Origin of the sequence: Achromobacter pulmonis (genome assembly GCF_002885955.2) — a bacterium.
Classification (GTDB): domain Bacteria; phylum Pseudomonadota; class Gammaproteobacteria; order Burkholderiales; family Burkholderiaceae_B; genus Achromobacter; species Achromobacter pulmonis_A.
On sequence record NZ_POQS01000013.1, the window covers coordinates 50243 to 63629 of the forward strand.

Genomic DNA, 13387 nt, shown 5'->3' on the forward strand with positions numbered 1-13387 from the left:
GTACTGACGAATGAGAATGCCAGCCAGCTTGAAACTCGCCCTGCCGCTGCTCGTTTGGCTGGCGTTCTTTTCTACGGACGCTTCCGCCCAAATGAACAGCTCGGGCCTCTTCGATGACGTTCTGAACCGCTACAACGCCGCCGCCAGCGGCTGGGCCGGTGTCATCACCAACGCCGCATCCTGGTTGTTCTGGCTGCTGGTGACGATCTCGATGGTCTGGACGTTCGGCATGATGGCCTTGCGCAAGGCCGACATTGGGGAGTTCTTCGCGGAGCTTGTCCGCTTCACCATCTTCACCGGCTTCTTCTGGTGGTTGCTGACGAACGGCCCTAACTTCGCCTCGACCATCTATGCGTCGCTACGCCAAATTGCCGGCAACGCGACGGGCTTGGGTCAAGCCTTGTCGCCTTCCGGCATTGTCGATATTGGCTTTGCCATCTTCTACAAGGTGATGGATCAGTCCTCGGTGTGGTCGCCGGTGGACAGCATGGCCGGCATCCTCATGGCCGTTGCCATCTTGATCGTGCTCGCGCTCATCGGCGTGAACATGCTTCTTCTCCTGGCGTCTGGTTGGGTGCTCGCCTATGGCGGCGTGTTCTTCCTCGGCTTCGGTGGGTCGCGGTGGACTTCCGACATGGCGATCAACTACTACAAGACCGTGCTGGGTGTGGCCGCGCAGCTCATGGCAATGGTGCTGCTGGTCGGCATCGGCAAGACCTTTCTGGATGACTACTACGCGCGCATGAGCGAGGGGATCAACCTCAAGGAAATGGGCGTGATGCTCATCGTCTGCGTGATCCTGCTGGCACTCGTCAACAAGATTCCGGCGCTCATCGCCGGCGTCATCACCGGCGCGAGCGTGGGCGGTGCCGGCATCGGCAACTTCGGCGCAGGCGCGGCCCTCGGTGCCGCTGGCATGGCGGCCGCAGCAGCGGCAACCGGCGGCGCTGCTCTGGCGGCCGGCGCGGCCTCGGCCGCCGGCGGTGCTTCTGCGGTCATGGCCGCGTTCTCGAAGGCCAATGAAAACGTCTCGTCCGGGTCGGATGTCATGTCCATGCTGGGCGGTGGTGGTGGCGGCGACTCTGGCGGTGGTGGTGGCGGTGAAGCCGGCACCAGCACGCCCCTGGGCCAAGCCGCCGGCTTCGGTGGCGGCGGTGGCGACTCTGGCGGCGGCGGCAGCAGCGGCGGCGAGTCGAAGGGCGGCGACAAAGGCGGCGACAAGGCCGGCGGCGATAAGGCCGGCTCCAGCTCGAAGGGTGGCGAAGGCGGCGGCCAGAAGGCCAGCGGCGGCGGTGACGCCGGCGGCGCGAAGGCCGGCCAGGGTGGCGGCCAGGGCCAGGGAGCGGGGCAGGGCGGCCAGCAGGACGCACCTGGTAGTACCGGCCCCGGCATGCTGGCCTCGGCCGCTTCCGCGCTTGGCAAGGCCGGCCGCGTCACGGCCGACGCCGGCGCGAACTTGGCGAAGGGTGTAGGTGCGGTGGCGGCCGCGAAGGCCGCCAGCATGCGCGACTCGGCGATGGAACGCATCGCCGACACCACCGGCGGAAAGATCGCGGCCGCGATCAAGGCGCAGGGCGGCAGCTCGGCCGACACGAGCATCGACGTGCCCGATCAACAACCCTCGCCGACCTTCGGCGACAACAGCCTGGCCGGAGCTGACAGCTCTGCCGATCCCGAGTCCGAAGTAGCCGCGTTCCGTGACGGCGGCCGCAACGACAAATCTGCGTAACCCAAAGGAGTGTTCATCATGAAGAAGAAGTTGCTTTCCATCGTGGCCGCTGTGGCGGCCCTCTGCTCGGTCGGCACGGCCAGCGCGCAAGACGTGCTGACCGGCGACACCCGCCTGGCTTGCGAGGCGATCCTGTGCCTCGCAAGCGGCACCCGCCCGAGCGAATGCGCGCCGTCGCTTCGCAAGTATTTCAGCATCACGGCGCGGAAAATGTCCGACACGATCAAGAAGCGCAAGAACTTCCTCGATCTGTGCCCGGTGTCGAACCAGACGCCGGAAATGTCCGCGCTGGTGTCGGCCATGTCGCGCGGCGCTGGCCGTTGCGATGCGCAGGCCCTGAATCAAACGCTGGTGTTCTGGCAGGGCTACGAGGACGGGACGACGTACATCAGCAACCAGATGCCCGACTACTGCGCGGCCTACACCAACCACGCTTACACCGATTTCAGCAGCACCAAGCCGCGCTATGTCGGCACGCCAGAAAGGGGCGGGTATTGGGTCGAAGCGGCCGACTATGACCGGGCGCTGGCCGAGTACAACGAACGCATCCGGCGCGAGGACGAAGAGCGCCGCCGCGCTTCCTGGGGGGGTTACTGACATGCCCTTTGCTGCCGACCTTCCGCCGCAGCTCCAGGAGCGCGTCGTGTGCGCCGTTTCGGCGGCCGTGAAGTACGAAGTGCCGGCCAACATCGTGTTGGCCGTCGCGGAGAAGGAAGGCGGCAAGCCGGGCCAGTGGGTGCGCAACTCGAACGGCACTCATGACGTGGGGCCGATGCAGTTCAACACGGCTTACCTGCGCGACCTGGCCCGCTACGGCATCACGGCGGACGATGTAGCGGCCGCTGGCTGCTACTCGTTCGACCTCGCCGCCTGGCGCTTGCGGATGCACATTCGCAACGACAAGGGCGATCTCTGGACGAAGGCCGCGAATTACCACTCACGCACGCCGCAGTACAACGCGGTGTATCGCGCCGACCTGATGCGCAAGGCCGCCAAGTGGGCGGATTGGCTCGAAGCTCGGTTCGTCACGCTGGACGTGACGAAGGCGGGGGCCACGCCCTCGATGCCGACCGGGCCAGCGCCGGCGGTGCAAGCCGCCCAGCAGGCCACGGCAGCGGCCCCAGCGGCCGCGCCGGCGGCCAGGCCGGCAGCAGCTCCATCCATCAACGTCGCGGGCGGCTACGTGCCGCGCTCGATCTCCTTCAACAACAGAAGCGAAGGCTCGCCGGAGTAGGGCGGGCCTTCCGATTTAGCGGCTAAAACATGGACAAATTCCACGCCTTCATGATGCGCTACACGCTCGGTTTCGGCCGGGTGCTGACCGCCTATTGCAACTGGGCCGAATCGCAGGCCAAGGGGCAATTCGATCTGCTCTTGCTGGGCCTCGGCCCGATCTTCGCGCTGGGTCTGCTGCTGTGGGCGCTGCCGGCATGGATCGGCAAGCCCATTGCCTTCGTGCTGTCGCTTCCTGCGCTGTACATCATCTTCCTGGTGCTGCGCGCCTATGCCTCACGCGGGGGCAAGCGCGGATGAAGCCCTTGCACGTGCCGGATGGGACGGTCGAAGCGTTGAAGTGGCTCGCGCTGGCCCTGATGACCGGCGATCACGTCAACAAGTACCTGTTCAATGGCACGCTGCCGTTTCTCTTCGAGGCCGGCCGCCTGGCGCTGCCGATCTTCGTTTTCGTGCTGGCCTACAACCTGGCTCGACCTGGTGCATTCGAGCGCGGCGCGTACACGCGCACGATGAAGCGCCTCGCGGTGTTCGGCGCTGTGGCCTCGGTGCCCTTCGTCGCCCTGGGTGGCCTGTCCGCCGGGTGGTGGCCCCTCAATGTCTTGTTCACGCTCCTGGTCGTGACGGCGTGCGCCTACCTGGTGGAAAAGGGCGGCCCGCTGCACCTGGTCGGCGCCGGCCTGGTGTTCCTGGTCGGTGGCGGCCTGGTCGAATACTGGTGGCCGGCCGTGGCCTTCGGCCTGGCGGTGTGGTCGTACCGCAAGCGGCCCACCTGGGCCGCCGCGGCCGTCGCGCTGCTCGCCTGCGCGGCGCTGTGGTTCATCAATCGCAACCTGTGGGCGCTGGCCTCGCTGCCGCTGCTCCTGGTCGCTTCCCGCGTCGATCTGCCCATGCCGCGCCTGCGCTGGGCGTTCTACGCCTATTACCCGCTGCACCTGGCCGCTCTGTGGTTGATCCGCATCCCCATGAGCAAGGCCGGCTACCTGTTCTTCTGATTTGGAGTCCGCACCATGCGCAAAGCCCTTTTTCTGACCCTCTCCTTGGCGTCCCTTGCCTTCGCGCCTGGCGCGATGGCCGCCGGCGCTGCCGGCATGGCGGCCGTGAGCTATGGCGAGCCGGTCTTGACCGCTGTTTCGGTGTCCTTCTCCGACAGCAGCACCACGTTCCGGCCGGACGCTTCCACGGCCGAGCTGCTGGCCGAGGCGAAGGGGGCCACGATCATCTACGTCAGCGGTCGCACCAGCACGCTACGCCCCAGCGCGGCCGATGAGGCCCTGGCCTTGCGCCGGGCCTTGTCGGCCCGCCAGTACCTGATTGCGCGCGGCGTGTCGCCGCTCAAGATCATGGTGAACTTCGCTTCGGCATCCGACTTCGTGGCCGACAACTCGACGCCAGAAGGGCGGCACCAGAACCAGCGCGTGGACATTGAAGTCATCTACGTGCCTACGTACTAAAAGCCGCTCGCTTCGGTCTAGCGGCTGCGTCACCTGCCTAGTGGTGAGCAGTCGGGGGCATCCCGACACCCAATTTCCTAACCAACCCTCAAGGTCGTGTCTATGCAATCAACCAAGAAGTGTCTAGCCCTCGTTATTCCATTGCTCGCCCTCGCGGGCTGCGCTGCGTTGGATCAAGTCGCCAAGGATGTGCAGAAGGCCACCGCCCCGGTGATGCTCACGGAATCCCTGCCGCAAATCTGCCAGGCCGCGAAAGACAACCAGGTGCGAGCAAACGGCCTCTATGCCAACAAGGGCCTTGCGGTCAGCGGTGAAGTGCGCTCCGTCACCGAAGGCTTCCAGCCTCGCTATCGGGTGTTCCTGCGCTCCGGCCAGGTTTCGGTGCATGCCGGTACAGACAACAAGCTCAACGTCACCCAGCTTTCAACCGGGAAAACCGCTCGGGTGTCGGGTGTCGTGTCGGACGTGAGCTACGACTACAACGGGTGTTCGATCTCGCTGAAAGACGCGACGTTTTAACTGCGCTGCTGGCGTCCCCTAGCGGGCCTCCATCGCCGTTCCTGGCGATGCTGCAGGCCCGTTTTCCTTGACAGGGGTCGATTTGTTTTCGTTGTCAAAAGTGACGGTAGGAGATCGAGCACTGGCGTAGGGGTGGTCTGATAAGCCCTTGATTTCATTGGTTTTCCTGTTCACTTTTTCAGGCGTATTGTGTCTGCCCCAATCACCGGAGACACAAGATGCAAAGCTGGCACACAACCTACCTTGGCCTGCGAGAGCTGCCAAGGGAAATCAGCACCTTCGAGCTTCAGTCGTTTTTCACGTACAGCCGTACTGAGCGCGAGCTCATCAACGCCCGCCGAAGCAACGCCCACAAGCTGGGTCTGGCACTGCACATAGGTTTCTTGCGCTTGAGCGGGCGCCTGCTGAATTCGGTGCGCATCGTTCCGACAACCCTGTGGCGCCATCTGGGTGACGAAATCGGCATCACTGCTGTTGAACTGGCATCCCTGCGAGCCCTGTATGTTCGCGGTCGAACCCTCTTTGACCATCAACAACTGGCCTGTGATGTCCTGGGGTTTCATTGGATGACGGAGCACCAACGTCGCGCCCTGGTACGCACCCTGCGCGATGAGGTGGCCCGCTGCGCCGATCGGGATCAATTGCTCGTATTCGCTCGGCGCTGGTTGTATCAAAGCAAGATCCTGATCCTGCGCGACCGTGACATCCGTGTCCTGGTCACAGCGGCGCTGGGACAACTCGAAGAAGAAACAGCCAAAACGATTGCGGCATCTGTGCTGCCCGAACAACTGGTGCGCTGGCGGGATGCCATGGCCGCATTGCGCCCGGATGGGCAAACCCAGCAGAGCTGGTTGTGGTCGGCACCGGCCAAACACTCAACCAAACAAATTGGCGAGGTGTTCGAGCGAATCGAACTGCTGTACGCCCTGAATGTCCACAAACACCTGGACGACCTGTCCGGTCTCATTGTGCGGCGCTATGCACGCCGCCTGGCTTCAAGGCCTCCCTCGGTGGGGGCCAGGATCAAAGAACCCGCTCGCACAGTGGAGGTTGGCTGCTTTTTACGGCACTGCCTGTTTACCAGCACAGACCAAGCTATCTTGATGGTTCAGCGGCGCGTTGCCGATCTTTGGCGCACGGTCGCAGCAGGTGTCACGGAGACGGTCAATTGGGCTGACCTGTACAAGACATTGCTGGCAGAGCTGGCTGGTTTGGTCGCCCAGGGTGAACTTCAAGACGCGGAGTTGCGGGCTCGAATTGTTGCCCTGCTCAGTGCCAGCCAGCAAGGCAAACCACCCAGCCGGGCCTCGGTGGTGCGTGAGCGTTTGTTTGACGCCATACGTCCCGTGCGCTCTTTGCTGGCCGAAATCACCAAGCTGCCCTGGCAGGCCAATAGCGAGCACCCGGTGACCACAGCCTTGGCCCAATTGACGAAACTGTACGCGGGCAAACTTCGCGAACTACCTGCTGATGTCAGCGCCCCTCGCTTGGGTTCGGTCTGGAGCGGCGCGATTGCGGGTGCCGACCGGGAGCGCGCGTTTCGGGCCTTGGAGGTGGCCACCCTGTTTTCATTGCGACGTGCCGTGCGCAACGGTTCGGTGTGGATTGAGCACAGCCTGAGCTTTCGTGGCCGCGCACGCCTGTTCTTCACTGATGCGCGCTGGCAGGAAGAAGCCAAACGGCACTATGCCCGACTGTCACTGCCAGCCAATGCATCCACACTTTTGAAGCCGTTGCTGGCCAAGGTACGCGCCGGCGTGGAGGCAGTGGCCGTCGCCGCGCGCAGCGGTGTGCTGCGCGTGGACGAAGAACTCCACCTTTCAGTATTGCCGGCAGAGGATGAAGATCCAGAGGTGATTAAGTTGAGGGCCAAACTTGACCTGAGGATCGGTGAGGTGCAACTCCCAGAAGTGATCCTGGCCGTTGACGCTCAGGTACGTTTCAGCTGGATCATGCTTGGCCGCGAGCCACGTTCGACAGAAGAGCTGCTGATGGTCTACGCCGGCATCATGGCCCACGGCACCAGTCTGACGGCGGCCGAATGCGCCCGTATGATTCCGCAGTTGTCTGCCACCAGCATCCGTCAGGCCATGCGTTGGGCCGGGGACGAGCGTCGCTTGAGTCAAGCCTGCCACGCGGTGCTGGAGTTCATGCAACGGCACCCCATTGCAGCGACATGGGGTCGCACGGACCTGGCGTCGTCCGACATGATGAGCATGGAAACCACCCAACGGGTGTGGCAGGCCCGACAGGATCCAAGACGCAACACGTCCTCGATTGGCATCTACTCCCATGTGCGTGACCGATGGGGGATCTTCTACGCGCAGCCTTTTGTGCTCAATGAGCGCCAGGCAGGGGTCGCCATTGAGGGTGTCGTGCGCCAAGAATCCATCGAGACCAGCCAGTTGGCGGTGGACACCCACGGCTACACCGACTTTGCCATGGCGTTGGCCCGGCTACTGGGGTTCGATCTATGCCCACGACTGAAGGAATTGAAGCAGCGTCATCTGTACGTGCCGCGTGGCACGATCATTCCACCGGAGATCGCAGCAGTTTGCGAGGCTACCGTCGATACCGCTTTGATTGAGAAGCACTGGGACACCTTGGTCCATTTGGCAGCCTCGGTGATGAGCGGCAACGCCAGCGCAGTTGCAGCGCTGGCCAGATTTGGATCGGCGGCGCGGGGAGACCCCATCTACGAAGCGGGTGTTCAGTTGGGGCGCTTGCTGCGAACTGCGTTCCTGGCCGACTACTTTGTCAAAGACGCCTTCAGGAATGAGCTGCGTCGGGTACTCAACCGGGGTGAGGCGGTCAATGCCTTGAAGCGGGCGATTTATACCGGCAGAGTGAGCCCGGCTCAGGCCAAGCGGGCCGAGGAAATGCAGGCGGTGGCTGACGCCTTGAGTCTGTTGGCCAACATCATCATGGCCTGGAACACAACCCAGATGCAGGCCGTTCTGGACCGCTGGGCCAACCGGCGTCAGGTCATCCCGGCGGAGCTCACGGGGAAAATTGCGCCGACGCGGCTGCAAGGTATCAATTTGAGGGGCGTATTCCGCTTTCCAGTGGAGCGTTATGCCAGTGAAATCCTGCCGTCACAGACCACGCCGAAAACCGGGACCGGCGGTTGAAACCGAGCACGCTTTTGCGCCCTCAAACGGCGATCAAAAAAATCAACAGGAAACCCAATGAAATCAATGGCTTGGCAGGCCACCCCTACGCCAGTGCTCGATCTCCTACCGTCACTTTTGACAACGAAAACAAATCGACCCCGTGGATCTGCACTTCAATCAGGCCGCCTTCGCGCTGCGGCACGGTCGCCAGGTTCGGCTCGATTCGCACCGGCAGCAACTGCGCCGGCGCCGCCGGCACACCGTAAGCGTTCCGCGAACGACACCCTTGCGCCGTCGATGACGGCGTGTTGAAGGATGGTTCTACGCGGCGGCGGCGAGCGCCGCGTTTGGCACGGCGATGTCGGTGGCAGGCCGCCAGTTGTGCGGCAGCAGCTGCGCGAGGTCGCGCTGCTTGAGCGTGGGCAGACGCTCGAAGACGTCCTTGAGGTAGGCCCAGGGATCGTGCCCGTTTAGTTTGGCCGACTCGATCAGGCTCATGACCACGCCAGCGCGCTCGCCGGCCTGCTGCGAGCCTACAAAAAGCCAATTCTTGCGGCCAACGCACAGCGGGCGCACCGCGTTCTCCGCCGCGTTGTTGTCGATTGGGACGTCGCCGTCGTCCAGGTAGCGCGTGAGCGCGCGCCAATTGCTCAGCGAATAATCGATCGCCTTGGCCGTCACGTCGGCATTGGCCAGCTTCTGGCGCTGCCCGGTCAGCCAGAGGTGCAGGGCCTGGACGATGGGCCTGGAGCGTTGCTGGCGCAGCAGCCACCGTGCCTGGGGTTCGAGTTCGCGCGCCTCGCGCTCGACCTCGTACAGCTTTGCGATCAGCGCCACCGCCTGGCCGGCGATCTGGCTGGCGTTGAACTCGTGCGCCTCGAACAGCTTGCGCCGCGCGTGGGCCCAGCATAGTGCGGCGCTGACGCCTTGCGCCTGAAGCCCAAAATAGCCGCTGTAATCGTCGCTGACCAGCGTGCCGCCGAAGCCTCGCAGCACGCGCCGCGGATGTTCGCCGGCGCGGCTGGCGGTGAAGTCGAACAGCACCGCGCGCTGGGCCACGAAGTTGGTCGTGCGGTAGACCCAGACGTAGGCCCGTTTGGTCTTGCCGCGCCCCGGCGCCAGCAGCGACACCGGCGTCTCGTCGGCGTGGATCACACCGTGGCTGAGGATGAAGCCCTTCAGTGCATCGGCCAGCGGTGCCAGACGCACCCCGCAGATGCCGATCCACTGGGCCATGCTCGAGCGCGGGATGTGCACGCCAGAGCGCGCGTAGATCTCTTCCTGCCGGTACAGCGGCAAGTGATCGTCGTGCTTGGCCACCACCACCTGCGCGAGCAGGCCCGGCGCGGGGATGCCTTTGTCGATGATCTGCGCGGGCATCGGCGCGGCCTGGATCGTCTGGCAGCACGTGCAGGCGTACTTGCCGCGGATATGGCGCAGCACGAAGAATTGGGCCGGCACGCAATCGAGCTGCTCGCTGACTTCTTGGCCGATGCGCTTGAAGGGCTGGCCGCACTCGCAGTGGGTCTGCTCGATCTCGTGATGGTGATCGATGCGCGGCAGGCTCGCCGGCAGCGCCTGGCGCACCGCCTGGCCTTTGGCCCGGGGTGGCGCTACCGGTGGCTTCTGGTCTTGCTGGGCGGCGCGGTCTTCCAGCGCCGTGTCGGCCAGGATCTGATCGAACAGCACCGCCTGCGTGCTCGTCTCCAGGCTCTCGCTGGAGGAGCCGAAGCGCCAGCGCTTCAGCCGCGCGATCTCGAAGTTCAGCGCCTCGATCCTGGTTTGCTTGAACTTCAGCTCGCCTTGCATGCGCCCGATCACATCGCGCAGCTCCTGCATCGAATCCAGTGCGCCCGGCGCATCGATCGTGTGGGTGTCCGGGCCTTCGAGCATGGCCGCCATCATGCCTCGCGCGCGCGTGCGCGCGAGGCATGACTTTCTCCAATAGACAAACGCGCAAATCCCGACCTCGAATCGAGCGCATTCAGACCACCGTGATCGACTGCGGCTGCGCGCTGCCCAGGCGCTGCCACGGCAGGCCCGCGACGAGCCAGTCGAACTGCTCGCGCGTGAGTTGAAGTGACCCCGTGTCCTGGCGCGGCCAGGCGAAGCTGCCCGCTTGCAGCCGCCGGGTGCACAGCCACATGCCCGCGCCGTCGTAGACCAGCACCTTGAGCCGGTCGGCGCGGCGGTTGGCAAACACGTAGGCGTGGTGGGCTTGCGCGCCCAGCGCGAAGCCGCGCACCACTTGGGCCAACAGCGTGTCGATGCCCCCGCGCAGGTCGGCCGCGCCAAGCGCCAGCCAGATGACGTCGATGCGAATCATCGGCCGAACTCCCGCAGCAGCGAAGCGAGTTCACGCGTGTGCGCCAGCGGCCAATGCAGATCGAGCCGGGTGCCTCCCACGTTCAATTCGACGCGCACCGATGTCGATGCGGCACCAGGCGCCACGCGGGCGGCCACGAAGCCGCTCGGCCTGGCGGCTGGCGAGGGCTCAGGGCTGACGCCGTCGAGCCGCGCCTGCCAGCGCCGCGCATGTGCGCACCAGCTTTGCAGCGTTCCCGCTGGCACCCCGTTGGCCTCGGCCCATACCTGCGCCTTCTGGCCAGAGGCACGATACGCCGCCACTTGCTCCAGGCACCGTTCCATCTGCTGTCGATCCATGTCCACCTCGTCTCGTTCGTTGATTGCGAAGACCCGAGGTTCGCAGCTTCAACGGTGAGATGAAAGATGGGTTCGCGGAACGCTTACAGCGCATCGACCGTGTCGCTGATGAAGTAGGCCAGGTGCCCCGCAGGCAGCCAGTCCTGCAGCGATGCGGACAGCAGCATCTCTTGTTGCGGTTCGTAGGGGCGGTAACTTATGGCCATGCAGCTTGAACGCTCACTCATGTGCGCAGGTCATCAGGGGATTCCCTGCTTCTGCCGCCCACGCTCCTAGCCTGCCGCGTGGCTCCTAGCGTTGCCGTAGGGCTCGAAGTGGCGGGGGGTGGTTGAAAAAACCATTGCATCACTCGCATTTTTGCGAATAGGTTTCGCATGTTTTTCCTTTCAGGTTCTCAGGAAATCAACATAATTTTGATTGGCAAATTTAATGCGTGCTGAACTGATCTGGTGGCAGATGGTTGGGTAATTCGTTAATTCTAAACAACCGGCATCTATGCCGGAAAACCCGGAGACAAAAATGAGCCAGAAATTCATTGATCGGCACGGCTTGTGGTCCGANAACCGGCATCTATGCCGGAAAACCCGGAGACAAAAATGAGCCAGAAATTCATTGATCGGCACGGCTTGTGGTCCGACGCCCAGAAGGCGGCGGCCGTTGAAGTGCTGAAGAAAATCGAGCAGGACGGCATTCAGATGATTCGCCTCTCATGGCCGGATCAATATGGTCTGCTGCGCGGGAAAATGCTGTCGGTGGCAGCCTTGCGCTCCGCATTCGGCAGCGGCTCGGAAATCACCATGGCGCCCTTTTTCTTCGACACGGCCAGCACCTTCGTGTTCAATCCCTTTTCCTCGGATGGCGGGTTTGGCACCCCGGAGTTGGCGGGCAGCCCTAACGTGGTGATGGTGCCCGACCCCACCACCTTCCGCGTGCTGCCCTGGGCTGATCGCACGGGCTGGATGCTGGCCGATCTGTACATGCGTAGCGGTCGGCCCTTCCCGCTGAGCCCGCGTGCCCTGTTGAAGAAAGCGCTGGGGCAGTTGGCGGATCTGGGCTATGACTTCCATGGTGGCCTGGAGGTGGAGTGGTACTTGACGCGCATCGTCGACCCCTGCCTGGAGCCCGAGACGCTGGGTGGCCCCGGCACACCGGCGGCACCGCCCAAGGTGATGCCGGTCGCCAAGGGCTACTCCTATCTGCTCGAAAATCACTTGGACGAGGTCGAACCCATCATGGCCGAGGTGCGCCAGCACCTGCTGACGCTGGGCATGCCGTTGCGCAGCATCGAGGATGAATTTGGGCCCAGCCAGATGGAGACCACCTTCGACGTCATGTCCGGCCTGGACATGGCCGACACCATGGTGTTGTTCCGCAACGCAGTCAAGCAAATCTGTCGGCGGCGCGGTTACCTTGCCAGTTTCATGTGCAAACCCAAGATTGAGGGTTTCGTTGCCTCGGGCTGGCATCTGCACCAGTCGCTGGCGGCGCGCGACTCCGGCGTCAATGCCTTCGTTCCGCAGACGGGCGAGCCGCTGTCGGCGCTGGGCCGGGCCTATGTCGGTGGCCTGCTCAAACATGCCTGTGCGGCCTCCAGCTTCACCACCCCCACGGTTAACGGCTACCGACGCCGACGCCCGTTCTCTCTGGCCCCGGATCGGGTGACCTGGGCCGAGGACAACCGCGCCGCCATGGCGCGCGTGATCGCCGCCCCAGAAGACTCAGCCAGCCGTGTGGAAAACCGGGTCGGCGAGCCGGCGGCCAACCCCTACCTGTATCTGGCCTCGCAGCTCTTCTCGGGGATCGATGGCATTCGTCGCCAACTCGATCCCGGCCCTCTGCAGGAAACGCCCTATGCCGCCGACGTTCCGATCCTGCCGCGCAACCTGGCCGAGGCGCTGGACGTGCTGGAGGGCTCCAGCTTCTTCCGCGAAGCCTTCGGCGAAGAGTTCATCCACTACTGGCTGCACCTGCGGCGCAGCGAATGGGCGCGCTTCGTGGCCGCCGAAGGCGCCGACGTGGACATGGCGGGCGACCCCGTCACCGACTGGGAGCATCGCGAGTACTTCGAACTGTTCTGAACTGAACCAGGTAACGCTCATGGACACCGTGAAGAAGAAATATGCCGTGCTCTGGTGCACTGAAGTACCCGAAGACGAGATCTTGAAGGAAAAAATGATCGCCACTTTCGGTCGCGCGGGCGAGCAGTGGGACGTGCTGGAACCCGCGCGCGACGGCTTCCTGGAGCGGGCGATGGGCTACGACGGCTACGTCATCAGCGGCAGCCCAATGTCGGTAGTGGACGATGCCGATTCGCTCCTGGTGAGCAACCTGCTGGCGCTGATTCGCCGCGTTAGCGACGAGGCAGGCTCACCCCTGATCGGGCTGTGCTTTGGCTCGCAGGCCATCGCGGCGGCCCTAGGTGGACGGGTTGCCAGGAACCCGTCAGGGCGCTTCAAGCTGGGGGTCGATGCCCTGCGCTGGGACCCCGTCGCCGTTGAGCTGCTGGGCGCGGCGCTGGCGCAAGCGCCCAGCGTGCTGGTGCAAAGCCACGGCGAATGCGTGGCGGCACTGCCGCCGGGCAGCGTCCTGCTGGCGTCGTCGCAGACCATCCCCCACGAGGTGTTCTTGGTGCAGGGCCGCATCTTGGGCATCCAGGGGCACCCCGAGGTGGACCG

14 protein-coding genes are annotated in these 13387 nt (G+C 64.1%); 10 read left to right on the forward strand and 4 right to left on the reverse strand.

What is annotated here, in order from left to right:
* Nucleotides 1–16 precede the first annotated feature (16 nt).
* The 8 genes from trbL to C1I89_RS31800 all read left to right on the forward strand — a co-directional run bounded on the left by trbL (nt 17) and on the right by C1I89_RS31800 (nt 8066).
* Nucleotides 17–1729, forward strand: coding sequence for a P-type conjugative transfer protein TrbL (gene trbL / locus C1I89_RS31765; protein WP_015060606.1), 1713 nt, complete (start codon nt 17–19; stop codon nt 1727–1729).
* An 18-nt stretch (nt 1730–1747) separates the two neighbouring features.
* Nucleotides 1748–2326, forward strand: a complete 579-nt coding sequence (locus tag C1I89_RS31770; protein WP_011255138.1) for a TrbM/KikA/MpfK family conjugal transfer protein — start codon at nt 1748–1750, stop codon at nt 2324–2326.
* 1 nt (nt 2327) lies between these two features.
* A complete protein-coding gene (locus C1I89_RS31775) occupies nt 2328–2963 on the forward strand; it encodes a transglycosylase SLT domain-containing protein (RefSeq protein ID WP_011255139.1) in 636 nt (211 codons plus the stop codon).
* A 29-nt stretch (nt 2964–2992) separates the two neighbouring features.
* Complete coding sequence (locus C1I89_RS31780) at nt 2993–3262, forward strand: hypothetical protein (protein WP_011255140.1); 270 nt, start codon at nt 2993–2995, stop codon at nt 3260–3262.
* On the forward strand, nt 3259–3957 hold the full coding sequence (locus C1I89_RS31785) for a TraX family protein (protein WP_012478194.1): 699 nt from the start codon (nt 3259–3261) through the stop codon (nt 3955–3957). The genes C1I89_RS31780 and C1I89_RS31785 overlap by 4 nt, the downstream gene beginning before the upstream one ends.
* A gap of 15 nt (nt 3958–3972) precedes the next feature.
* Complete coding sequence (locus C1I89_RS31790; protein WP_011255142.1) at nt 3973–4416, forward strand: OmpA family protein; 444 nt, start codon at nt 3973–3975, stop codon at nt 4414–4416.
* A gap of 102 nt (nt 4417–4518) precedes the next feature.
* The gene (locus C1I89_RS31795; RefSeq protein WP_012478195.1) at nt 4519–4935 is read left to right on the forward strand and encodes a hypothetical protein; all 417 of its coding nucleotides are present in this window, start codon (nt 4519–4521) and stop codon (nt 4933–4935) included.
* Nucleotides 4936–5153: 218 nt separating this feature from the next.
* Complete coding sequence (locus C1I89_RS31800) at nt 5154–8066, forward strand: Tn3 family transposase (RefSeq protein WP_012478196.1); 2913 nt, start codon at nt 5154–5156, stop codon at nt 8064–8066.
* 303 nt (nt 8067–8369) lie between these two features.
* Here C1I89_RS31800 and tnpC read toward each other — a convergent pair whose 3' ends face one another.
* The 4 genes from tnpC to C1I89_RS34730 form a co-directional block, all read right to left on the reverse strand.
* Nucleotides 8370–9887 (reverse strand): IS66 family transposase, encoded by a 1518-nt coding sequence (tnpC, locus tag C1I89_RS31805; RefSeq protein WP_059153614.1) that lies wholly within the window; start codon nt 9885–9887, stop codon nt 8370–8372.
* 145 nt (nt 9888–10032) lie between these two features.
* Nucleotides 10033–10374 (reverse strand): IS66 family insertion sequence element accessory protein TnpB, encoded by a 342-nt coding sequence (gene tnpB / locus C1I89_RS31810; protein WP_014386445.1) that lies wholly within the window; start codon nt 10372–10374, stop codon nt 10033–10035.
* Nucleotides 10371–10712, reverse strand: a complete 342-nt coding sequence (gene tnpA, locus C1I89_RS34245; protein WP_014386446.1) for an IS66 family insertion sequence element accessory protein TnpA — start codon at nt 10710–10712, stop codon at nt 10371–10373. The genes tnpB and tnpA overlap by 4 nt, the downstream gene beginning before the upstream one ends.
* An 83-nt stretch (nt 10713–10795) precedes the next feature.
* Nucleotides 10796–10939, reverse strand: coding sequence for a hypothetical protein (locus C1I89_RS34730; RefSeq protein WP_014386447.1), 144 nt, complete (start codon nt 10937–10939; stop codon nt 10796–10798).
* 369 nt (nt 10940–11308) lie between these two features.
* Here C1I89_RS34730 and C1I89_RS31815 point away from each other — a divergent pair, with 369 nt between their 5' ends.
* Nucleotides 11309–12790 carry a glutamine synthetase family protein gene (locus tag C1I89_RS31815; protein WP_015060608.1) on the forward strand — a complete coding sequence of 494 codons (1482 nt, stop codon included), beginning with the start codon at nt 11309–11311 and terminating at the stop codon, nt 12788–12790.
* 19 nt (nt 12791–12809) lie between these two features.
* On the forward strand, nt 12810–13387 hold a 578-nt coding region (locus tag C1I89_RS31820; protein ID WP_146196962.1), incomplete at its 3' end, for a type 1 glutamine amidotransferase.

Coding starts and splice junctions, on each gene's coding strand:
- trbL (WP_015060606.1), top strand. CDS start 17: ATGCCAGCCAGCTTGAAACTCGCCCTGCCGCTGCTCGTTTGGCTGGCG.
- C1I89_RS31770 (WP_011255138.1), top strand. CDS start 1,748: ATGAAGAAGAAGTTGCTTTCCATCGTGGCCGCTGTGGCGGCCCTCTGC.
- C1I89_RS31775 (WP_011255139.1), top strand. CDS start 2,328: ATGCCCTTTGCTGCCGACCTTCCGCCGCAGCTCCAGGAGCGCGTCGTG.
- C1I89_RS31780 (WP_011255140.1), top strand. CDS start 2,993: ATGGACAAATTCCACGCCTTCATGATGCGCTACACGCTCGGTTTCGGC.
- C1I89_RS31785 (WP_012478194.1), top strand. CDS start 3,259: ATGAAGCCCTTGCACGTGCCGGATGGGACGGTCGAAGCGTTGAAGTGG.
- C1I89_RS31790 (WP_011255142.1), top strand. CDS start 3,973: ATGCGCAAAGCCCTTTTTCTGACCCTCTCCTTGGCGTCCCTTGCCTTC.
- C1I89_RS31795 (WP_012478195.1), top strand. CDS start 4,519: ATGCAATCAACCAAGAAGTGTCTAGCCCTCGTTATTCCATTGCTCGCC.
- C1I89_RS31800 (WP_012478196.1), top strand. CDS start 5,154: ATGCAAAGCTGGCACACAACCTACCTTGGCCTGCGAGAGCTGCCAAGG.
- tnpC (WP_059153614.1), bottom strand. CDS start 9,887: ATGCAGGAGCTGCGCGATGTGATCGGGCGCATGCAAGGCGAGCTGAAG.
- tnpB (WP_014386445.1), bottom strand. CDS start 10,374: ATGATTCGCATCGACGTCATCTGGCTGGCGCTTGGCGCGGCCGACCTG.
- tnpA (WP_014386446.1), bottom strand. CDS start 10,712: ATGGATCGACAGCAGATGGAACGGTGCCTGGAGCAAGTGGCGGCGTAT.
- C1I89_RS34730 (WP_014386447.1), bottom strand. CDS start 10,939: ATGAGTGAGCGTTCAAGCTGCATGGCCATAAGTTACCGCCCCTACGAA.
- C1I89_RS31815 (WP_015060608.1), top strand. CDS start 11,309: ATGAGCCAGAAATTCATTGATCGGCACGGCTTGTGGTCCGACGCCCAG.